Genomic DNA, 21,711 nt, shown 5'->3' with positions numbered 1-21,711 from the left:
GCAATTCGGCGTCGACGGCACACGATCGGCTTATGGGGTTCACGCTGTACTGTGGCGCGGGTGGATGTGGCGGGGGAGTTCGTTGTCGGGGTGAATCGCGCGGTGGTGGAGCGGGCTCGGGCGAAAACACTCGGGTGGAGCATGTTCAGTGCTGTCACTGACCTGGTGGCTGCGGCGATAATGGCTTTGCTGGGTGGGGTGATCGTGTGGTTGGCCGGGCTGGTCGGCCTCCTGGAGTTCCTGGTTGTGCTGCTGTTCGCCTACAGCGGTGTGCGCAAACTGCGTGGCATGGCGCGATTGCGCCGGACGTGGCAGTCGGCGGAGGTGGTTGCCGAGGCGATGCGGTTGTCGCAGGCGGGCGTGCGAATCAACGCGGACAATGGATCGGCTCCGGTGTTTCTCCCGTGGGATGCGGTACTCGGCTTCCGAATACATCGGTGGTTGGGCAAGCAGCTGCTGGTCGTGGATCTTGCACCACAGGTCGACGCCGACACCCCCGGGGTGGAGGGGCTCGGACAGCCGGCTGTGCGGAATATGCTGCATCGACGAATTCACGGCACTACGGGGCTGCGTGCATCGGTCGATATTTTCGATCAGCCGTTGCAGGCCATCGATCATGCGGCGGCGTCGTTCACGGCCGGACGCGTACGCGTGCGGTGACTCTCGCGGTCAGGGTGCACCCGTGAGATCGATCAGGATCTTGCCGATCGCCCTGCCATCGGCCACCCGGCGTAGCGCGGTCGCCGCATCGGCGAGCGGATAGATCGCACTGATGTGCGGGTGCACCCGCCCGGTGGTCAGCAACTCGCGCAATTCGCGTTCGTTGCGCCCGAACTCGTCCCGATCCAGATCCTGGAACTGGAAGCCGAGGAGCTGAATTCCCTTGACCAGCACCAGATTCAGCGGGATCTGCGGAATCACGCCCGAGGCGAATCCGACGGCCACGAATCGGCCCCCGCGCCCGAGGGAACGCAGTGCGGGCTCGGACAGCCGACCGCCCACCGGGTCCAGGACCGCGTGCGCACCCTCCGGCAATGCCTCGCGCAACGCACCGCGCAGATCTCCGGCGGTGTGATCGATCAGGTGCTTTGCGCCGTATCCGGCCGCCGCGCTGAGCTTTTCGGCCGAGGAAGCCACGGCGGTGACCTCCGCGCCCAACTGCACGCCGAGTTGCACCGCGGCGAGGCCGACTCCGCCGCCCGCGCCGAGTACCACCAGCCGATCTCCGGCGCCTACCCGCGCCACGGACCGCAGACAGTGATAGGCGGTCCGATACGCGACTCCGAACGCCGCGGCGCGATGATCGTCCACCCCGTCGGGGATGCGCGTGAGTCCTTCTGCGGGTACCGTGATCTCCTCGGCGAATGCCCCGACGATGCCGGTGCCGGTCACCCGGTCGCCCACCGCGAGCTCGGTGACCTCATCGCCGACTTCGACCACGGCTCCGGCGAATTCGCTGCCCGGCACGAACGGCGGCGGCACCTTGATCTGGTATTCGCCCGCAATCACCAGCACATCGGGGAAGTTGACCGCGGCCGCGCCGACCCGCACCCGGACCTGTCCCGGTCCGGGTGCGGGCGACGGCCGTTCCTCGATGCGGATGATCTCCGGCGGCCCGTAGGCCGGGCAGATCACCGCGCGCACGTCAGTTACCCTGCCACTGCGGGGTGCGCTTCTCGGCGAACGCGCGAGCGCCCTCCTTGGCGTCGGCGCTGGTGAAAACCTTTGCCTGCCAGGTCTTCAGACGCGCCTCGGCCTCGTCGGCGTCGGCGACCGCAAGGCGGGCAAGCTCTTTGGAAGCTGCCAGACCCAGCGGTGCGTTGGCGGCGATCCGCTCGGCCAGGGCCACCGCGGTGGACAGCACCTGGTCGGGTTCGGCGACGGCATTGATCAGCCCGACCTCGTATGCCCGTGCGGCACTGACGAAGTCACCGGTCAGCAGCAGTTCCAGTGCGATGGCCAGCGGAATCCGAGTGCCGACCGTGGTGCCGCCGCCCGCGGCGAACAATCCCCGCTTCACCTCGGGGAAGCCGAATTTCGCGGCCGAGGAGGCCACGATGAGATCGCAGCCCAGCAGCAATTCCAGACCGCCGCCGACCGCGGTGGCATTGGCCGCACCGATCACCGGCACGCTCGCCTGCCCCTTGCTCAGTCGCCCGTACGCCTCGGTGGCGGGGTCCGCGCCGAAGGTCTCACCTTCGGCGAAGGCGCGCAGATCCATGCCCGCGCAGAAGGCGCGGTCACCGGTGCCGATGAGCACGATCGCGCGGATCCCCGGATCCGACTCGGCGTCCAGCACGGCCTGACCGATTCCACGAATCAGGTTGCCGTTCAGCGCATTGCGCGCCTCGGGCCGGTTGAGGCGAGCGATCAGCACCGCGCCGGACCGTTCGACGACGAGTTCGCTGTTCGTGTCGGTGTTCTCGGTCATCGGGGATCCGCCTTGGTCACTGAGTCGTTTACGGCGGAAAGGAATAGGTGGACGCGTCGCCTGTGGTTCATGGCATTTCCTTTCGATAGTATGTTCGAGTGGATGAGGTGGTGTGGTACACGTACCGGATTCGGCCCAGCCGCACCGCCGAGAAAGCGCTGTTGGCCGAGTGGGGCCGCTGCCGCTGGTTGTGGAACGAAGCAGTCCACCAGCACAAATCCGGGCAGCAACCGACGTTCGCCAAGCTCGGAAAGCTGCTGACCCGAGCGAAGCGGCGTGTTGCTCGGCTGGCGAAGAAAGCCGCCCGAAAAACCGTGCATGATTCGCGGGTGTGGGCCAAGTGTGTTGTCGAGCGCCATGATCCGATCGCCGTCGAGGATTTCGAACCGAGGTTCCTGGCGAAGTCCAGGATGGCGCGTAAGGCCGCTGATGCCGCGATCGGTGCGGTCAAGCGTGAACTGACCGAGCGTGCCAGGCGGGCCGGGCGGAGGGTGGTGATGGTCCGGCCCGCGTACACGACTATGACGTGCAGTCGGTGTTTCGCGAGAATCAAGCGACTCGAACTGCACGAGAGAGGCTTTCGGTGCGAGGGTTGCGGTTTCGCGGCCAGTCGGGACCGTAACGCTGCCAGAGTGGTTCTGGCCGTGGCAGAACGGGGCCACGTCGGTGTCGAGGATGTCAGACAAGCGGATCACCTCCTGCGGGTGGGTGGTTGGGGTGCGGTCCGAGCTGGAAATCTCCCGCCTTCAGGAGGGAGAACGGTTAACGTGCGTACTTCGTGCTCTCTGCCAGCTCGGCGGCCGAACGCATGGTGTCGACCACGACCGGGCCGAACGATTCCAGTTTCACATCGCCTTTGGCGCGCTGGAATCCGCGCTCGAGTACGATGGCCAGTTTCCACTTGGCCAGGATCAGGTAGTAGTCGATATCGTCGACCTGACGTCCCGAGACCTCGGCGTAGTGCGCCAGAATCTGCTCGCGCGAGGGCATGTACTGCATATTCGCGTAGCCCTTGTCCGCGACCGCGGGATCGCTGGTGTCCTCGGGCCAGCCCTGCAGCATCCAGCCCAGATCAAGCTTCGGATCGCCGACGGTGCCCATCTCCCAGTCCACCAGGGCGGCCAGTCGCGCCGGGCCACCGTGCTGGAACATCACGTTGGCGAACTGGTAATCACCGTGCATGAGTCCGGGAATGTAGTCCAGCGGCCGGTGGGTGCGCAGCCATTCGGTCGCCACATCCATGCCGTCGAGGGTGCGTGCGCCGTCGATCCGATCGTAGAAGCTCAGCCACCGCGCGACCTGACGTTCGTGATAGCCGTCCGGGTGACCCAGATCGTGCAGCCCCTTGGCCTTCCAGTCCACCCGGGACAGCAGCGCGATTCCTTCGGCGAGTTGATATCCCAGCCCCGCGCGCAGGGTGTGATCGGAGTCGAACGGTTCGGGCCACACGCCGCGATGATCCATCGGCGACCAGCCGTCCACGAAACCCATCAGATAGAACGTGCGGCCCAGGACCGAAGCATCGGTGCAGGCCGCGACCGCGGCGGTGTGCGGGACGTCGGTGCCCTCGAGCGCCTCGATGATCCGCCATTCGCGCAGAATGCCCGAATCCCGCTCGGCCGGCGCCTCGGGCGGCGGAATGCGGATGGCGCAGACGTGCTCACCCCGGCTGATGCGGTAGATCTCGTTCTGCGTGCCGCCGGACAGGAATCGTGCCTCGATCGGATCGCCCTTACCCGGCAGGCCCTGCGCGTCCATCCAGTCGGCCAGGCGTGCGGTATCGATACTCATGGTCGTTCTGCTTTCTTGCCTGTACCGGGCAGATTCCGCGCACTCGTCCGATCGGCCGGGCGCGTGGTGCCGATGCTCATAGGTTTCCCGCCTCGTGCTCCAGGAATTCCGCGAATTTCGCCCGCGCCGCTTGCTGTTTCGCCGGAATCCACTGGGTGGGCCACATGCCGTCGGTCGGTTGATAGTCGCGCAGCACCTGTTTGGCGACGGTGCCCTTGTGCACCTCGGTCGGGCCGTCGGCCAGACCCATCACGCCCGCGCCGTGAATCATCCGGAAGAAGGGCATCTCGTTGGTGGTGCCGAGTGCGCCGTGCACCTGCATTGCGCGCCAAGCGATGTCGTGCAGCACCGTCGGCATGATGATCTTCGCGGTGGCGATGTCCTTGCGGACCTTCTTGTAGTCGTTGTACTTGTCGATCTTCCACGCGGTGTTCAGTACGAACAGCCGGAACTGGGCCAGCTGCGCGTAGGAGTCGGCGATGTAGCCCTGTACGAATTGCTTGTCCGCCAAACGACTTCCGGCGGTCTCGCGGCTCAGGGCCCGCTCGCACATCATGTCCACCGCCTGCTGCGCCAGGCCGATCGTGCGCATGGCGTGGTGGATCCGGCCGCCGCCCAGACGAGTCTGCGCGATGACGAATGCCTGACCTTCGCCGCCGAGCAGTGCCTCGGCGGGCACCCGGACGTTGTCGTAGTGGATGAGCGCGTGTGACCCGCCGTCCAGCGGTTCGCCGTACAGGCCGACGTTGCGCACGATATCGATGCCGGGGGTGTCGGTGGGTACCAGGAACATCGACATGCCCTGGTACGGACTGACATCCGGATTCGTCACCACCATGACGATCAGGAAGGCAGCGGTTTTCGCGTTGGAGGAGAAGAACTTCCAGCCGTTGATGATCCAGTCGTCGCCGTCGCGGGTGGCGCGCGTGGTGAAGCGGGTCGGGTCCGCCCCGGCCTGCGGTTCGGTCATCGAATAGCTGGAGAACAGTTCGCCCTCCAGCAGTGGTCGCAGATAGCGTCGTTTCTGCTCCGCGGTGCCGTAGTGGGCGATGATCTCGGCATTGCCGGTGTCGGGGGCCTGACAGCCGAAGACGATCGGCGCCCAGGACGAGCGACCCAGAATCTCGTTGAGCAGCGCCAGTTTCAGCTGTCCGTAACCCTGCCCGCCCAGGTCCGGGCCCAGATGGGTGGCCCACAATCCCTGTTCGCGCACCTGCTTCTTGAGCGGCTCGATCGCCGCGCGGCGCGCCCCTTCCAGCGGCACGAACTGCTCGTGCTCCCAGACCAGGTCGAGCGGCTCGACCTCCTCGCGGACGAACTCATCGGCCCAGTCGAGCTTGCGCTGGTACTCGGGGTCCGTCTCGAAATCCCATGCCATTGCGCCTCCTCTCTCAAGGTGAGAATATCCTTCTCGTGATAAAGAACGCAATTCTTGATCCTGGTGATCAGTTCCACATCGGCATCGTGGCGGCGGATTTCGAGGCCACCGTGGCGCGGTTGACCGAGGTCCTGGGCTACGAGTGGGGGCCGGAGGTCGGCGGGGCCGTGGCCGTGGATCTGCCCGGCGGCAACGTCGCGGAGCTGGACCTGCGGTGCGCGTACTCGATCACGGTGCCGCGCCTGGAGGTCGTGCGCAGCGTGGCGGGCACACTGTGGGATCCGGCGGGGGAGGCCGGGGTGCACCACATCGGCTACTGGTCCGCCGACGTCGCCGCCGACGCCGCGGCACTGGCCGAGCGCGGCTATCTGGTCGAGGCCAGCCGGCCCGGTCCGCAAGGCGGGCTGTTCTTCGCGTTCCTGCGCAGTGCCGAGGGCTTCCGGGTGGAGCTGGTCGATCGCGCGGCCGAATCGAGCCTGGCGCAGTGCTGGGCCGCACCGCCGACGCCGGGAGGCGCCGCATGAGCACCGTGGGAATCGTGACCGGAGCCGGTCGCGGCATGGGATACGCGTGTGCGCAGCGGGTGGCGGGCATGGTGGACACCCTGCTGCTGGTCGATCGTGACGCGGCTACGGCGAACACCGCCCGGGACGTGCTGACGGCCGAAAATCCCGGTGTCACAGTGGAATCGGTGGAGCTGGACATCACCGACACCGAGGGGCTGGCACGCCTGGCCGAACGGGCCGGTCAACTCGGCGAATTGCGCGCGGTCGCGCACGCGGCGGGCATCTCCCCGACCATGGCCGACTGGCGGCGCATCTTCACCGTCGATCTGATCGGCACCGCCCTGCTCGCGCAGGTCTTACGTCCGCTGGCCCTATCCGGCACGGCCACAGTCTGTTTCGCCTCCATGGCTCCGCTGCTGGATCCCGCACCGCCCGATCCGGCCGCCCTCGCGATCCTGGACGATCCGCTCGCCCCGGATTTCCTCGACCGGCTGCGCGAGGTGCTGGGACCCGCCGTGGAGAATCCCGGCATCGCTTACTCCTGGGCCAAGCGCGGCGTGCACCGGTTCGTGAAGCAGGAGGCGGTCCGCCTGGGCCCCACCCGCGCGCGCATCTGCTCGGTCTCCCCGGGCATGATCGACACCCCGCAGGGCCGTCAGGAGGCCGCCGAACATGCCAGCATTGCCGCGCTGATCGGGCGAACCCCCTTGGGCCGCACCGGAACCGCCGACGAGGTCGCGGATGTCGTCGCATTCGCCCTGTCGAATCGAGCGAGCTTTCTGAACGGTATAGATCTGCTGGTCGACGGCGGAGCGGTCGCAGCAGTCGGGCCGGGCGCCTGATCCGCCGAGCGAATACCCCTCGGTTGCACTGACATTCATCGGCCCGGCATTCTCCGTGCCGCGCGGCTCGGACGAGCCTTCCGTCGGCGCGGATCTGCCGGCCGGCCGCTGCGTGTGAGCTGCCGCGCGGGTGGCGTGGTGATTCGCAGGCTGAATTCGACTGGGTGGCAATGGCGTTATCGATTGACGGTGACGGGTGGTGCACAGCTTCGCCCCCGGCGATCTGCCGGGGGCGATGGGCTGTCGGGGGATCGCGCCCGCTAGACGTTCAGCAGCCGAGCGAGGTTGCCGCCCATGATCTTCGACTGATCGTCCAGGGACAGGTCCTTGATCTCCTCGACGTAGCGCGCAGGCTCCGCCAAGCCCTCCGGATGCGGGTAATCCGAGCCGAACAGCACGTGGTCCGCGCCGATCAGGCCGGACAGCTCGACCAGATCCTCTTCCCAGAACGGGCTGACGTAGATGTTCTTGATCATCTCGACCGGATCGCTGGGGAAGCCCTCGGGGGCCTTCTTGTAGATCGAGGCGAGGTCTTCCAGCAGGCCGGGCAGCCAGGCCGCGCCGTTCTCGATGACGGCGATCTTCAGCTCCGGGAAGCGGTACAGCGCACCGTGGCACACCCAGGAAGCCATCGCGTCGCGGATCGGCTGCCAGGCGTTGACCATCTTGAAGGTGTTGGTGACGAACGGCAGCATCTCCCGCTGCGTGCCGTCCCATTCCGAGGCGTAGCGAGCGTAGCCGCTGTCGGAGGAGTGCATGGTGACCAGCACGTCGAGTTCGACCACGCGCTTCCAGAACGGGTCGAACTCCGGCACCGCGAACGAGCGCGGGCCGCGGAATCCGGGGACCGGCGCGGGACGCACCAGGATCGCCTTCGCGCCGCGTTCGACGACCCATTCCAGTTCCGCGATGGCCTTCTCCACGATCGGCAGGCTGATCACCGGCACGGTGAAGATGCGGTCCTTGTGGTTGAACGACCAGGTCTCGTAGAGCCACTGGTTGAGCGAGTGGACGACCGCGTGGATGAGCTCCGGATCGGCCTTCATGCGCTCCTCGACGAGGCTGGCCAGCGTCGGGAACATCAGCGCCCGATCGATCTGCAACTCGTCCATGACCTCGATGCGCGCGACCGGATCGCGGAAGGCGTCGGTGGAACGGATCGGCTTGCCGAAGATCTCCCGCATGCTCTTGCCTTCGGGATTGCCGTTCTTGAAGTAGTCCTCCATGGCCCCGGGCGCGGCGACCACGTCGAAGGTCGGGTTCGGGATGTATTCGCTGATCTGGCCGAGGATCGCGATCTTGGTGCGGCCGTCCACCTCCACGTACTTGACCGCGTCCTGGTACTGCTTCGGGAGGAACTTGGTCAGTGCCTCCTTGGTCTCGTAGAGGTGGTTGTCGGCGTCGAACAGCCGATAGGGCAGATCCCGCTTGGGCATGTAAGTCTCCTTCACGTTTTAGGAGAATTGTATTCTCACATGCGGGAGGGTGCAATGCCTACAAGGATTGCAAGGAAAGCGGGGTCGCGGTGGTTGCGCGCCAGGGCGCACGGTCCGGCTCACAGCGAATGTGCAACTACATCCCATGAAATTCGCGGGACCGGTTGGTTGGCTCTGGGGATCGGGACGGGCCCAGAGTCCGCCCGCCACAAGAGGAGCTCATCATGCAGACCGTTGCCGCGACCCGCGTCCGCCACGTCCTCTTCGCCGCCGCGCTCAGCGGTGCACTCCTGAGCGCGACGGGCGCCTTTGCCACGGCTGATCCGGCAACGGGCACAACCGATCTCAGTGACCCGCTCACAGTGGACCCGACCCCACCGGCCGACCCCATCCCACCCACGCCCGGTGTCCCGGGCCCCAATGGTCCGGGTGCTGCCACTCCGAGCCCGCCGCCGACGATAAATCCCGGCGGACCGCTTCAACCGACGCCGCCGAACGTCAACCCGGGTGGCCCGAACCTTCCCAGCGCGCCTTCGGGTGTGAATCCAGGTGGTCCGATCCGCCCGGGTCCGCCTTCTGGCGTGGATCCGGGCGGTCCGAACCATCCGGGGCCGCCTTCTGGTGTGAATCCAGGTGGCCCGAACCGGCCGGGTCCGCCGTCAGGCGTGAATCCGGGTGGCCCTAACCACCCTCGCCCGCCGGTGATCAATCCGGGCGGCCCGATGATCCCGTCGCCGCCGGACCTCGGACTACCGTGCAACCCAACCGATATCACCTGCTACCTGAACCCGGACTACCCGCCGGGACGCAGCGGCCCTGCGCCGAGAAATCCGCTGCCCTGGCCGACCGGCAGCGCCTGACGCTTCCTGTGCGCTGGGCGAGCTACACGGAAAGCTGTGTGGTGCACGAGAATTCGACGATGTGCATCGGCCGCGGCCGGTGATGCCGCGGCGGGACGTTCAGGATGCCGCGCGAAGTACGCCCAGTGCGGTGTCGGCCAGCTCCGGGCGGCAGATGAGCAGGTCGGGGAGGTAGGGGTCGCGGCGGTTGTAGCGCAGGGGGGAGCCGTCGAGGCGGGATACGTGCAGGCCCGCGGAGGCTGCCACGGCTACCGGTGCGCAGGAGTCCCATTCGTACTGGCCGCCGGAGTGAGCATAGATATCGGCCTCGCCGCGGACCACGGCCATGGCTTTCGCCCCGGCCGAACCCATCGGCACGGTGGTGGCGTCGAGATGGTTCACCAGCAGATTGACGCAGGCCGGCGGGCGAGTTCGGGAGACCACCAGGCGAATCGGGCCATCGGTGGCCGGGGGGAGGACGGGCGGTTCTCCGGTGTGCAGGACGAGGTCGGCGGCGGGCAGTGCCACCGCGCCGATGACGGCGACCCCGTCGACGGCCAGGGCGACGTGCACGGCCCAGTCCGGGCGGGGCGGCTGGCCGTATTCGCGGGTGCCATCCAACGGGTCGATGATCCACACGCGTTCACGCTCGAGCCGAATCGGGTTGTCGGTGCTCTCCTCGGAGAGCACGGCGTCGTCCGGCCGCAGTTCGGCCAGCCGCCGCAACAGCAACTCGTTCGACTTCCGGTCCCCGGCCGCCCCGCCCTCGTGCCGGATATCGAGCAGTAACTCACCGGCCTCGGCCGCCAGTTGCGCGGCAACGCTGTGATCATCCATGCCAGTCATCATTACCTTGGCTTGTCCGAGTGCGCCAGAGCCGGGTGGGGTCGGGGGTCTTATACCGGAAAGCGAACGGACCGTGCGGATGGTTTTACGGAAGTTGTGCATATGGCGGTGAAAACAGCGAAGATTACGGCGTGCGAACTAAATTCGCCGCAGAGCTCGCGGCGCTCAGCGAGGAGCTCGGGAGGCTCGCGGAGTTGGCATCCCTGGCATCAGAACGAGCCGCGGTGGGGTTGGCTCAGGCCGATCTGACCGCCGCGTACGAGGCCCTTGCGGCCGATGAAGAACTTCAGACCGGATATACGGCCTGCGAGAATCGGGCCGTCATTCTGCTCGCACTGGAGGCGCCGGTCGCTCGTGACCTACGCCAAGTGGTCAGCGCCATCCGGATCACCGATGATCTGTCCAGGATCGGCTCACTGATCAGCGGAATCGCCGAGATGGCGGTGCGGTACTTCCCGGATCCGCTGGCGCCGCCGGAGGTGGCCGAACAGCTCGCGGCGATCGGCCGGGCGACCGCCGAGCTGATCGCGGCGACCAATGCGGCCATCGCCGCACCTCCGGGCAAGGGGGACGCCCTGGTTCCGCCGGATCCGGAGCTGGCCGAGCTGCGCGCCGAGGTGCTGGCCCGGGTGTCGGCTCCGGAATGGCCGCACGGTCACACGGTGGCGATGGATCTGGCGCTGTTGATCCACCACTACGAGCGCTGTGCCGAGCATTGCGGGCGGATCGGCGGGCTGATCAACTTCTTCCACACCGGCACGCCGCTGTCGTTGGAGGCCGCGGAGTAGAGCCGAGTAGCGGCGTAGACCTACGAGCCCACACCCCCACTGTTCCCTTTTCGCCCGGCCCCGATGACGATTCCGGTCATCGGGGCCGATGAGTTTCGCGATGTGTCACGGCGGGATGGCGTTGCGGTACAGCGCCTTACAGCAACTCGCCGCTCCCGCTGCCGCGCGGTCGGAAGGCGCGGAGCATGGCGTGCACGCGATAGGAGGCGACCAGGCGGCCGTCCTCGGTGAAGACCTGCCCCTCGCTCTGGGCGTGGCCGCGCCCGGCATAGGTGATGCGGGTGGCGTAGAGCAGCCACTGGGAGACATCGGCGTCGTCGTGAAAGGTGATGGTGGCCATGGTGATTCCGGTGGAGATGCTCCGGTGTGCCATGGCCTCGCCGAATCCGGCGTGCGGGCGCAGGGCGGCGGCGACCGTCCAGTGCGCGGTGGACTGGGTCAGCAGGGCGGCGTGCAGATGGTCGCTGTCGGGTGCGTCGCGAAATTGCGTCCACACGAACAACTCCGGCGGGCCGATCCGATCGGGATCCGGATCGTAGGCATCGTCGACCACGCGGATGTCGCGACCGAGCAGCTCCGTGCCCGGTATGGCCATGGGCCGCAGTCCGTCCGGCGGGGTCACCTGCGGCATCGGCGCTGCCGAACGCACCAGATCGGGTGCGGTCGCGTCGAGCAGGGCGATGCCCGCGCAGCACAGCGAATCATCCTGGCGGATATGGATCTGTCCGGTGCCGAGCGTCCGCCCGGATCGGAGCATGTCGACCTCGATCGACAGCGGCTCGGTGTGTTTCGCCACCCGCGAGAAGATCATCGAGACCGAGGTGACCCGTTGTCGCGGAACTTCTTTCGCCGCGGCCACCACCGCGCTGCCGAGCATCTGTCCGGCCTCGACGACGTTGCGGATCGTCGGGCCGTGCGCGGGTGCGAGATAACGGCCTGCGCCCTGCGGTTCGACGTCCATCAGGCGCACGAGTTCGGCCTGGGTCCACGCGGGAGCCTCGGGATCTGCTGCGGCAGGGTGAGTCTCAGCAGTCATAGCAGCCGCCGCGCAACTCGCCCGGTGTGCGGGCCGAGTTATCGGCGCGTCGAAGTGGGTGCCGCTCCTGTCGCGGACTGATAGCACAGGCCGTATGCATGCCTCTCCTCTCGGTGAGAATGGTATTCTCCTATATTGATACTAACCTTTCTGCTGGTCCGGGAGATACGGCCGCAGCGCTTCCTCGGGTTCGATGCCGAACGAGCGCAGGGTCATGGCGACCATGGCGTACGTGCCGACCGTGAAGACCAGGTCCATCAACTGGTCCTCGGTGAGTTCTCCCGACAACGCCGTCCACGTCGCGTCGGCGATGATGCCGTCGCCGAGCAGTTCGTCGACCGCGGCGAGCATCGCTCGGTCCAGCGGTTTCCATTGCGCGGCAGTGGGTTCGGCGGAAATTCGGGCGATCTCCTCGGACGTCAGGCCCGCGCGCTCGCCCAGGATGACGTGCTGTGCCCATTCGTACCCGCACTGCCGCAGATGCGCCACGCGCAGGACGAGCAGTTCGCGCTGACGTGCGGTGAGCGAGGTGCCCGAGAGCAGGTGGCGGTTGAATGTCAGAAAGGGTTGGGCCAGAGCCGGATAGCGTGCCAGGGTGCCGAGCAGATGGGACCCGCTCTGGTTCTCCTCGGTCGGCTTCCTGCCGATGACCGAGGTGCGGAAGCCGTCGACGAACGCGGTCATCTCCGGTGACCACTCCGGCTTCGGCAGCGGGGATATGCGGGGCATGATGGCGACTCCTCGTGTGGCGGAACGGGATCAGGTGTTGCGGCCGCCGTTGACGCCGATGACCTGCCCGGTGAGATAACCGGCCTGCTCGCTGACCAGGAATGCACAGGTGGCGGCGATGTCCTCGGGTTGGCCGATGCGGCCCACCGGAGTCTTGGCCAGTTGCAGATCCATATCGAACACGCCCTTGCTCAAGGTGTCCCGCATCATGGGAGTTTCGATGAATCCGGGCGGAATCGTGTTGACGGTGATGCCTTTTCGCCCGAATTCGAGTGCCAGCACCTTGGTGAGTCCGACCACGCCCGCCTTCGAGGACACGTACGCGGCCATCCCGGGCACGCCCGAATGCATGCTGGAGGAGGAGATGTTCACGATGCGCCCCCACCCGGCTTCGATCATGTCCGGCAGCACGGCCTGACAGCACTCGAAGGTACCGGTCAGATTGACCGCGAGTACCCGGTTCCAGGTCTCGGCGGTGACCTCCAGGGAAGGTCCGGCAACAGTGATGCCCGCGCTGTTGACCAGGATCCCGGGTGCGCCCAGTTGCTCGCGCACCTGTGCGACTCCGGCGTCGATCGCGGCCCGATCGGTGACGTCGACCTCGAATCCGAGCGCTCGATTACCGCTCTCCGCAATGGATTTCGCGGCGGCCTGGGCGGCCTCGCCGTCGCGATCGAAGATCGCCACCCGTGCCCCGTCGGCGGCCAGCCGACGGGCGATGGCCCCGCCGATTCCAGAGGCGCCGCCGGTGACGACGGCCGTGCGCGGGGTGTGTGCGGTACTCACTGGATCGGCTCCTGTCCGACGAGGGTGGATCGGTGCATGCGCCGCGGCAGCGACCGGTCGAATTCACAGGCCCGGTGGACGAGTCCGGTGTTGTCCCAGATGACCAGATCGCCGACCGTCCAGGTGTGCGTGTAGACCCGGTCGGGGGTGGTGGCGCGCTCCTGCAACTCGTCCAGCAGCGCCTGGCCCCGATCGAATTCCATATCGACCACGTGCGAGGCCGATGCGCCGAAAACCAGTGACCTGCGGCCGGATTCGTGCGTCCACACGAGCGGATGTTCCCGATCCGGAAACCGCGCCCAGTCGGCCTGCTGCTCCGGTGTCGGGTCCGGGAATGTCCGGCTCTGGATCCTGGCCATGCGGTGGATGACCCGCATCTCGGCGAACTGCTCCCGCTCCCGCTCCGATAACGCGTCGTAGGCGGCGTAGGTGCTGGCGAACGCCGTCTCGCCGCCCTCCGCGGTGATCTCGTGCGCGCTCATGATCGAGGCGCGGGCGGGCACCTCGTCCATGGACCCGTCGATATGCCAGTAATCGTTACTGGGGTAGTACTTCGCATTCGGGTTGTCCGGATCGAAGCTGATGATCATGACGTGCTCGTTCGGGAAGTTGGGGAAACTCGCCAACGGTCCCAGCTTCCGCGAGAACGCCACCTGGGCCGCGTCCCCGGCGTGCAGTTCGGGGAACAGCAGCACGCTGTGTCGTTCCAGGAGTTCGAGACACTGCCCCGGCAGATCCTCGTCGGCGACCAGCCGTTCGGCGTCCACGCCGAGGATCTTCACCCCGACCGTCTCACTCAATTTCTCGGTGGTGAGTGCGGACATACGCCGCTCCTTCCTGCACACTCGTGTGCTGAATTCACCGCTTACGCTGGGATGTTCGGCTCCCGCAGGTTGATCAGGGGGCGCCGATACGAGGGATCCTCGGCACTGCGCGAGGGCTTGCCGTTGCCGTGGATGCCGGGCACGTCCGCGAACGGGATCGGCATCGTGGGCACCATGCCGGACCACTCGATCACGGTGGTGCGCAGCATGATTCGCCACAGGCCATCTCGTCGGGTCAACCGGTCCAGGTAACGGCCGCCCGCGATCCAGTTGCTCTCGTCGCGATTTCGTGCGGCGAACAGGTAGTACAGCTCGGTGTGCGCGGTGTCGCCATCGACGTCCACCGTGAGGTTGAGCAGATTATGTTGTGTCGCGATCTGTCCCGCCTCGTGCATCGCCCGGGACCAATCGAACAGCTCGACCGGTCCGCCGACGAAATCGCCTGCGGCGATGGTGGCGTCGGAATGGAAGGCGGACAGGAACAACTCCCGATCGAAGCGGTCCATCCCCCGGCTGAACCGGGTCAGCGCGTCCAGGATGTCCTGCCGATCCAGCAGTGCCTCGAGTCTGGCGAGGGTTTCCGCGCCGGGGGATGCTGTCATCGTGCTCTCCGTAATGCTTTGTGCGGCAAGGTCAGATGGGTGACCAGATGGGGTCGCCGCGGGTCGCTCGCAGCGAGGGGATCACCGAACCGTCGATATCGGTGATGCCGTAGTCACCGGCGAGTTCGGCAGTGATGTAGGTACCGCCGGTGCGGGCCAGGACGTCCGGATCGATGGCCAGGGCCGCGACCACCCGGCCCGGATACTCGGGGGAGCATCCGTTGTGCGGCAGGGTGGCGGCCTGACCGTCCAGGCCCGGGATGTTCGCCAGATTGCGTTGCGCCCGTTCGGTCCAGGTCAGTCCCTGCCACAGCGAGATCGATGTCACGCCATGCGGTTTCAACTCCACGGCCATATCCCGCGCCATTCGGTCCGCTGCGGATTTCGCCGTCCCGAAGACGACTCCGTACGTATAACTCACCCCGGTATAACCGGAGATCGCCACGACCAGCCCCGAACCCTGCGGCACCATGATCGACGCGGCGTGCCAGGCCGCCACGAAATTCGACCGCACCCCGACGTCGATCATCTCCCAGTTCGTGAGGGGTTTTTCCCAGAACGGGGCCGGATCGGTGAGGTCCTCCGGCAGCGAGAACGCGTTGTTGACCAGGATGTCCAAGCGTCCGGACCGCCGCCGGACCCGGTCGAACAGGTCCGCCACCTGATCGTCGCAGGCGTGATCCACCCGCACGGCGATGCCTTCCCCGCCCCGCGCGGTACATTCGGCGGCGGTCTCGCCGACCGTGCCCGGTAGCGGACGGGAGCCAGGCGTCACCGTGCGTCCGGTCACGTACACCGTGCACCCCTGTTCGGCCAGGGCGAGCGCGATACCTTTCCCGATACCCCGGCTCGCCCCGGTGACGACGGCGACCTTGCCCGACAGTGCGGCCATCAGCGCTATGCCTCGGGCTCGTAGCCGAGGATGCCCTTGACCTCCAGGTATTCCTCGAATCCGGCTGCGCCCCACTCGCGTCCGTTGCCGCTGCGGCGATATCCGCCGAACGGTGCGCCGAAGTCGACGGCGTCGTTGATCGACACCCAGCCCGAGCGGATCCGGGCCGCGATCGTGCGGGCGGCATCGAGATCGGTTCCGGCCACATTGCTGGCCAGGCCGTATTCGGTGTCGTTGGCGATGGCTACCGCGTCATCGATGTCGGCATAGCCCAGGATCGACTGCACCGGGCCGAAGATCTCCTCGCGGGCGATGGTCATTTCGTTGGTGACGTTCGCGAAAACCGTTGGCTTGACGAAGAACCCGCGCTCCAGCCCGTCGGGCCGCCCGGTGCCGCCGCTGACCAGCGTGGCGCCCTCCTCGATGCCCGTCCGGATCAGCGCCTGGATCTTGTCGAACTGCGCCTTCGAGACCACCGGTCCGATGGTGACGTCATCGTTCGGATCGCCGACCGTGACCTGCTCGGCCGCCGCCCGCGCGGCGTCGATCGCCTCCGCCATCCGATGCGCCGGGACCAGCATTCGCGTTGTGGCACTGCAGGTCTGCCCGGAGTTCAACATCATGCCCGCCACGCCCTTGGCGACATTGGCGGCGAATTCCGCGTCATCGAGGATGAGGTTCGGGCCCTTGCCGCCGAGTTCCTGGGTGACCCGCTTGACCGTGGCCGCGGCATTGCGCGCGATCTCCACACCCGCGCGAGTGGATCCGGTGAAGGAGATCATGTCCACGTCCGGATGCGCCGACAGCTGCGTGCCGACGCCCGGCCCGTCGCCCTGCACGAGGTTGAACACTCCGGCGGGAACGCCCGCGGCCTCGAGGATCTCGGTGAGGATCTGGGCGCTGAACGGCGACTGCTCGGACGGTTTGAGCACCATCGTGCAGCCGGTCGCCAGCGCCGGAAAGAGTTTCACCGCAATCTGATTCAACGGCCAGTTCCACGGCGTGATCAGCCCGCAGACCCCGATCGGCTCCTTGATCAGCAGGGTCTGCCCGCGCTGCTCGGAGAACACGAACTTCTCCAGCACCGAGATCGCCTCGGCGAGATGTCCGGCCGCCAGATCGAGCTGGAAGCCGTTGGCCAGTGCGGCAGGCGCTCCCATCTCCTCGGTCAGCGCCGCGCCCAGATCCGCACGACGCCCGGTGTATTCGCGCTCGATGGCGCGCAGGATGTCGAGCCGGTCGGCCACGGTGGTGGCCGACCAGGTGGGAAAGGCCCGGCGTGCGGCGGCGACCGCCAGGTCGACATCGGCCGCCGAGCCGAGCGAGACCCGTCCCGCCACCTGCTCGGTGGCGGGATTGATCACATCGAAAGTCGCCGGTTCCGCGGGATCGACCCACTTGCCGTCGATATAGAACTTGAAGTACTCACGCATGATTCGTCCGTCCTCGTCCCGGGCCTACTGCTGTCCCTCGGCGTACCAGGTGCGGAACTCGTCGTAGCTCGGCATCTCCTCGGAATTTGCCTTGGGGTCGACGGCGACGTGGATCACGCCGGGCTTGCCGCTGGCGTAGGCCCGCTTGATGGCCGGGGCGATATCTTCGTCGCGTTCGACGTATTCGCCGTAGCAGCCGAATCCCTCGGCGACCTTGTCCAACCGGGTCTCGGTGCTCCAGTGCACGCCGGTCTCGAGCGAACCCTGTCCGAAGGTGCGCTTGTAGACCCCGACCTCGAGGCCCCAGGCGTAGTCCACGCCCACCACGCAGACCAGCGGAAGATTCAGGCGCGCAGCGGTTTCCAGCTCGGCGATCTGGAACTGGAACGACGAATCGCCGGTTACCAGCATGACCGGGCGCTTACCGCCGTCGGCGACCGAGGCGCCGACCGCGTACGGCAGACCGGTACCCAGGTGTCCGAAGTTCTGATTCCAGATGACGTCGTGCGGTTTGGCCTGCGAATAGGTCCAGCCGAAGATCGTTGTCGCACCCCCGTCGCGGACCATGATGCCGTCCGGCGGGAAGGCCTTGGTGGCCTCCACGCTCAAGCGCGCCGGATGGACCGGCGACATCCCGGAGGGCGCGGATTCGGCCAGTTCGGCCAGTCGGGCGGCATCGCGTTCGATCCACCCGGCCAGTTCCGGGGACGGGCTGCGCGGGGTGTCGCGCAACGCCTCGATCAATTGCGGAACGATCGCGCGCAGATCGCCGACCAGCGGCACATCGATCGGCCGGTTCACTCCGATCGAGGACGGATCTTGTTCCACCAGAATCCATTTCCGGTTCGCCTCGTTCGCCACCCAGTGGTAGCCGCGGCCGAAGTGCACCGGCTCGCCGAGTTCGGTGCCGATGGCGAGGCACAGATCCGACTGAACGACCGCCTCGACGGCCGAGGGCGAAAAGCCGTACGGGAAGGTGCGATCCTCGAGCCCGGCGATGTAGGAGGTGCCGCCGGAGGTCTGGATGACCGGTGCGGCAACGAGATCCGCGAGTTCCTTGACCTGTGCCCCCGCCCGCGCGGTGTGCACGCCGTGGCCGACCAGCAGCACCGGCTGCTTCGCGGCCCGGATGGCTTCGACGGCCTCGGTGATGCGATCGGCTCCCGCGGTCTGGCCGACGAGCCGGTATGCCTTGGGCGGCAACGCCGGTGGGACGTCGAGATCCTCCAGGATCACATTCGACGGATATTCGATGTAGACCGGACCGGGCGTGCCCGACAGGGCCTTGCGCAGGCCCTCGCGGATGATCTCGTCGGTCTGATCCGCGTATTCGATACTGGCGCTGTACTTCACCGCGTTCTCGATGAGCGGGGTCTGCTGCACGAACTGGATGCGTCCGCGGCGAACCCGCTGCTCGGTGATCCGGGCGCGCTGGCCGCCCAGGAAGATCACCGGGGAGTTCTCCACCTTGGCGCACATGATCGCACCGGCCAGGTTCGCGATACCCGGCCCGAGCGTGCCGATGCACACCGCGGGCTTACCGGTCATGCGCGAGACCGCCTCGGCCATCATCCCGGCCGATTCCTCGTGATGCGGGGCGACGACCGTCCAGCCGCGCTCCTGCGCGCGGTGGAACATATGCACGAAATTCGGATCCGGGATGCCGAAGACGGTGTTGATCCCCTCGGCCTCGAAGAGTTCCAGAATGCGTTCGTAGACCTTCACTGTCATGCTGTGCCTGCTTCCCTGATCAGGTAGGAGGGGGAGTGGTTCGGGTCGATGCCGTGCCGACCTTCGGTGTGGACTCGGCAGCCATCGCGAAGCTCCTGCCGATGTGGTCCGCGTGCGCCGACAATGGCGGCAGGATCCAGGAATCGTGGGTGTCGCGGATCTCGTCGATCTGGTCGGCGACCTCGTCGACGGTCCAGGACGGCCGGTACACCCCGGGCGTCTCGGCGATGTACGCACGGGCCACCCGGCCCGCGATCGCCACGAGCAATTCCCCGGTGAGCGAACAGGATTCGTGCGCCAGATAGCCCACCGCGGGCGCGACCAGCTCCGGACTCATATCCGGATAGGCGGAGGTGTCCAGTCCGTCGGCCATCCGGGTCAGCGCCGAGGGGATGATGACGTTGCTCGTGATGCCCGCGTCGGCGCCCTCCAGTGCGACGACGTTGGACAGCCCGATCACCCCCGCTTTGGACACCGCGTAGTTGGCGACCGACTTGTTGCCGTAGATGCCGCCGATCGAGGAGGTGAGCACCACCCGCCCGTATCCGGCCGCGCGCATCACCGGAAAGGCCGCGCGCACAACGTGGAAAGCGCCGCGCAGGTGCACGTCCACGACCGCCTCGAAATCCTCGTAACTCAACTCGGTGAGCGATCCGTAGCGGACGTTTCCGGCGTTGTGCACGAGGATGTCCAGGCGGCCGAAATGCTCGACCGCCGATTCGACGATCGCCCGGCCGCCCTCGGGCGTGGCCACCGAGGCGGTGCAGGCGACGGCGGTTCCGCCCGCCGCGGTGATCTCCCGGACCACCTCTGCGGCCACTCCGTCGTCGGGGGAGTCGCCGCGCACACTGGCGCCGGGATCGTTCACCACGACCGAGGCGCCCCGCTCGGCGAGCAATATCGCATAGGCGCGGCCGAGACCTCTTCCGGCGCCGGTGATCACGGCGACGCGGTCATCGAATCGCAAGGAGGACAACGGCTCACCTCTCCTTCGTGGACAGGCCCGCCAGATCGCCCGCGTCGCGCCAGGATTGCAGCAGTTCCTCGAGCACGTAGAACCCGCCCCAGAACGGATCACCCAGGAACGAACGGCCGTTCGGCTCGCCCTCGCTGTTGTAGTAGCCCGGCGTGCACTCCGTGACGAAGGTGCTGTTGTCCACGGTATTGGCCCGCACGGTGCTGACCCATTCCTGCTCGGCCGCCTCGGTCGGCTCCACGGCCGTGAGTCCGCGCGCCTTCGCCTCCGCGATGATGTAGGCGATATGGTCGGCCTGCTGCTCGAACATCAGTGTCGTGGCCGCGGTGACCCCGCCCTGGATGAATCCGGTGAAGTAGATGTTCGGGAAGCCGTGTGTGCTCATCCCGTGCAGGGTGCGAAAACCCTTGCCCCAGTGCTCGTACAGCGACCGGCCGTCCCGGCCGGTGAACGGCTCGATATCGTACTGCCGGTCCAGCGAGGTGGTGATCTCGAAGCCGCTGGCCAGGATGATGCAGTCCACTTCGTATTCCACGCCCCCGGCCACGACGCCCTTCTCGGTGATCCGCTCGACGCCCTTGCTCGCCGAGACGTCCACCAGAGTTACGTTGGGGCGGTTGAAGGTCGGCAGGTAGTCGTCGTTGAACACCGGCCGCTTGCACATGTTGCGGTAGTACGGCTTGAGGATCTCCGCCGTCTCCGGATCGGTCACCGTCTGCGCGATCCGCTGCCGCAGCCGCTCCATCGACCGATAGTCCTCGATCTCCTTGAACTCCAGGAACTTCGCCGGATCGGCCAGGGCCGCCCAGCCGTTCGTCTCGTTGAGTTTGGCGGCCAGATTGCGGGCGACCTCGGTCCAGCCGTCGCAGATGAGGTCGGGCTCGCCGGGGGAGTAGAAGGCGAAGGCCGCATTGTGGAAGTTGCGTTGCCGGTCCGCGCGCCACCCGGGTTCGAGGGATTTCACCCATTCCGGATCGGTCGGGTGGTTGTCCCGCTCGAAGATGTAGGACGGGGTCCGCTGGAACACCGTCAGATGTTTCGCCCCTGCGGCCAGATGCGGAATCACCTGCACGCCACTGGAACCCGTGCCGATCACGGCGATTCGCTTGTCGCCCAGCTTGTCCAGACCGCCGTGCAGATCTCCGCCGGTGTACTCGTAGTCCCAGCGCGCGGTGTGGAAGATGTGCCCGTCGAAATCCGCGATTCCGGGAATGCCGGGCAGTTTGGGCCGGTTGTACGGGCCCTGGCACATGACCGCGAAGCGGGCGTCGATCGTGTCGCCGCGATTGGTCGTGATCCGCCAGCGCTCGAGTTGCGCGTCCCATTCCAGCGAACGGATCAGCGTGTGGAACAACGCATGCTCGTAGAGACCGAAATGCCGTCCGATGCGCTGGGCGTGTTCATAACATTCGTCGCCGTGGGAGAACTTCTCCTTCGGCATGAAACCGGTTTCCTCGAGCAAGGGGAGATAGCAGTAGGAATCCGAGTCGACCTGGATGCCCGGATACCGGTTCCAGTACCAGACGCCGCCGAAATCGCCGCCCAATTCGATGATCCGGAAATCGGTGACCCCGGCCTGCTGCAGCCGGTGCGCGGTGATCAGACCGGCGAAACCGCCGCCCAGCACCGCCACCTCGAGCTCGCCGGAGATCGGCTCGCGCGCTTGCACGGGCAGATGCGGATCGCCCTCGTAGAAGTCCGCGAATTCGTCCTCGGCCTCCAGATATTGCTGTTGGCCCTCCGGGCGCAGCCGCTTGTCCCGCTCGGCCAGGTATTTCAGCCGCAGCGCCTCCCGGTCGACCTCGGGTGTCTGCGTGGGTGAGCAGTTTTCCATCCAAATTCCTT

Annotated in this window: 20 protein-coding genes and 1 pseudogene; 5 read left to right on the top strand and 16 right to left on the bottom strand. The window is 66.7% G+C overall.

All coding sequences use genetic code 11. From position 1 onward, the window contains the following. Nucleotides 1-60: 60 nt before the first annotated feature. Nucleotides 61-660 (top strand): hypothetical protein, encoded by a 600-nt coding sequence (locus ON40_RS22285; RefSeq protein WP_169541891.1) that lies wholly within the window; start codon nucleotides 61-63, stop codon nucleotides 658-660. 9 nt (nucleotides 661-669) lie between these two features. On the opposite strand, the gene ON40_RS22280 is transcribed toward ON40_RS22285, so the two are convergent. Continuing rightward, the gene (locus ON40_RS22280; protein ID WP_040825654.1) at nucleotides 670-1,644 is read right to left on the bottom strand and encodes an NADPH:quinone oxidoreductase family protein; all 975 of its coding nucleotides are present in this window, start codon (nucleotides 1,642-1,644) and stop codon (nucleotides 670-672) included. A 1-nt stretch (nucleotide 1,645) separates the two neighbouring features. Further along, nucleotides 1,646-2,431: an enoyl-CoA hydratase-related protein gene (locus ON40_RS22275; RefSeq protein WP_040825652.1), complete on the bottom strand. Its 786-nt coding sequence runs from the start codon at nucleotides 2,429-2,431 to the stop codon at nucleotides 1,646-1,648. 410 nt (nucleotides 2,432-2,841) lie between these two features. On the opposite strand from ON40_RS22275, the pseudogene ON40_RS55790 reads away from it, so the two are divergent. Further along, nucleotides 2,842-3,006: pseudogene (locus ON40_RS55790) on the top strand (zinc ribbon domain-containing protein); the annotation flags it as partial. A 187-nt stretch (nucleotides 3,007-3,193) separates the two neighbouring features. Here the strand turns inward: ON40_RS55790 and ON40_RS22270 are convergent. Continuing rightward, the gene (locus ON40_RS22270; RefSeq protein ID WP_040825650.1) at nucleotides 3,194-4,222 is read right to left on the bottom strand and encodes a phosphotransferase family protein; all 1,029 of its coding nucleotides are present in this window, start codon (nucleotides 4,220-4,222) and stop codon (nucleotides 3,194-3,196) included. Nucleotides 4,223-4,298: 76 nt separating this feature from the next. Then, nucleotides 4,299-5,600 carry an acyl-CoA dehydrogenase family protein gene (locus ON40_RS22265; protein ID WP_040825648.1) on the bottom strand — a complete coding sequence of 434 codons (1,302 nt, stop codon included), beginning with the start codon at nucleotides 5,598-5,600 and terminating at the stop codon, nucleotides 4,299-4,301. Between the two features lie 35 nt (nucleotides 5,601-5,635). Between ON40_RS22265 and ON40_RS22260 the strand changes: the two genes are divergently transcribed. Beyond that, a complete protein-coding gene (locus ON40_RS22260) occupies nucleotides 5,636-6,124 on the top strand; it encodes a VOC family protein (RefSeq protein WP_245567930.1) in 489 nt (162 codons plus the stop codon). After that, on the top strand, nucleotides 6,121-6,948 hold the full coding sequence (locus ON40_RS22255) for an SDR family oxidoreductase (protein ID WP_040826024.1): 828 nt from the start codon (nucleotides 6,121-6,123) through the stop codon (nucleotides 6,946-6,948). The genes ON40_RS22260 and ON40_RS22255 overlap by 4 nt, the downstream gene beginning before the upstream one ends. A gap of 260 nt (nucleotides 6,949-7,208) precedes the next feature. Here the strand turns inward: ON40_RS22255 and ON40_RS22250 are convergent, their stop codons facing one another. Next, nucleotides 7,209-8,384 (bottom strand): amidohydrolase family protein, encoded by a 1,176-nt coding sequence (locus ON40_RS22250; protein ID WP_040825646.1) that lies wholly within the window; start codon nucleotides 8,382-8,384, stop codon nucleotides 7,209-7,211. A gap of 959 nt (nucleotides 8,385-9,343) precedes the next feature. Next, nucleotides 9,344-10,060 carry a 3'(2'),5'-bisphosphate nucleotidase CysQ gene (locus tag ON40_RS22245; protein WP_040825644.1) on the bottom strand — a complete coding sequence of 239 codons (717 nt, stop codon included), beginning with the start codon at nucleotides 10,058-10,060 and terminating at the stop codon, nucleotides 9,344-9,346. A gap of 140 nt (nucleotides 10,061-10,200) precedes the next feature. On the opposite strand from ON40_RS22245, the gene ON40_RS22240 reads away from it, so the two are divergent. Next, nucleotides 10,201-10,857, top strand: coding sequence for a phosphate signaling complex PhoU family protein (locus ON40_RS22240; protein ID WP_040825643.1), 657 nt, complete (start codon nucleotides 10,201-10,203; stop codon nucleotides 10,855-10,857). Between the two features lie 136 nt (nucleotides 10,858-10,993). On the opposite strand, the gene ON40_RS22235 is transcribed toward ON40_RS22240, so the two are convergent. The 10 genes from ON40_RS22235 to ON40_RS22190 all read right to left on the bottom strand — a co-directional run bounded on the left by ON40_RS22235 (nucleotide 10,994) and on the right by ON40_RS22190 (nucleotide 21,700). Next, entirely contained in the window at nucleotides 10,994-11,893 is a 900-nt protein-coding gene (locus ON40_RS22235) for an acyl-CoA thioesterase (protein WP_083895824.1), read from the bottom strand. A 141-nt stretch (nucleotides 11,894-12,034) separates the two neighbouring features. After that, nucleotides 12,035-12,622, bottom strand: coding sequence for a carboxymuconolactone decarboxylase family protein (locus ON40_RS22230; protein ID WP_040825641.1), 588 nt, complete (start codon nucleotides 12,620-12,622; stop codon nucleotides 12,035-12,037). A 30-nt stretch (nucleotides 12,623-12,652) separates the two neighbouring features. Next, nucleotides 12,653-13,408, bottom strand: coding sequence for an SDR family NAD(P)-dependent oxidoreductase (locus ON40_RS22225; protein WP_040825639.1), 756 nt, complete (start codon nucleotides 13,406-13,408; stop codon nucleotides 12,653-12,655). Further along, entirely contained in the window at nucleotides 13,405-14,232 is an 828-nt protein-coding gene (locus ON40_RS22220) for a TauD/TfdA dioxygenase family protein (protein WP_040825637.1), read from the bottom strand. The genes ON40_RS22225 and ON40_RS22220 overlap by 4 nt, the downstream gene beginning before the upstream one ends. Before the next feature lie 41 nt (nucleotides 14,233-14,273). Then, entirely contained in the window at nucleotides 14,274-14,834 is a 561-nt protein-coding gene (locus tag ON40_RS22215) for a nuclear transport factor 2 family protein (RefSeq protein ID WP_040825635.1), read from the bottom strand. Nucleotides 14,835-14,865: 31 nt separating this feature from the next. Further along, nucleotides 14,866-15,726, bottom strand: a complete 861-nt coding sequence (locus tag ON40_RS22210) for an SDR family NAD(P)-dependent oxidoreductase (protein WP_040825633.1) — start codon at nucleotides 15,724-15,726, stop codon at nucleotides 14,866-14,868. Nucleotides 15,727-15,731: 5 nt separating this feature from the next. Next, nucleotides 15,732-17,159, bottom strand: coding sequence for an aldehyde dehydrogenase family protein (locus ON40_RS22205; protein ID WP_040825631.1), 1,428 nt, complete (start codon nucleotides 17,157-17,159; stop codon nucleotides 15,732-15,734). A 24-nt stretch (nucleotides 17,160-17,183) separates the two neighbouring features. Continuing rightward, nucleotides 17,184-18,890, bottom strand: coding sequence for a thiamine pyrophosphate-binding protein (locus tag ON40_RS22200; RefSeq protein WP_040825629.1), 1,707 nt, complete (start codon nucleotides 18,888-18,890; stop codon nucleotides 17,184-17,186). A gap of 19 nt (nucleotides 18,891-18,909) precedes the next feature. Further along, entirely contained in the window at nucleotides 18,910-19,866 is a 957-nt protein-coding gene (locus ON40_RS22195) for an SDR family NAD(P)-dependent oxidoreductase (RefSeq protein WP_040825627.1), read from the bottom strand. 4 nt (nucleotides 19,867-19,870) lie between these two features. Continuing rightward, nucleotides 19,871-21,700: a flavin-containing monooxygenase gene (locus tag ON40_RS22190; RefSeq protein ID WP_040825625.1), complete on the bottom strand. Its 1,830-nt coding sequence runs from the start codon at nucleotides 21,698-21,700 to the stop codon at nucleotides 19,871-19,873. Between the last annotated feature and the right edge of the window lie 11 nt (nucleotides 21,701-21,711).

It is taken from the genome of Nocardia jiangxiensis NBRC 101359 (assembly GCF_000308615.1).
In the GTDB taxonomy this organism is placed as follows: domain Bacteria; phylum Actinomycetota; class Actinomycetes; order Mycobacteriales; family Mycobacteriaceae; genus Nocardia; species Nocardia jiangxiensis.
Note: the sequence above shows the minus strand (reverse complement) of the source record. Positions and strands in the feature narration are given on the sequence as shown.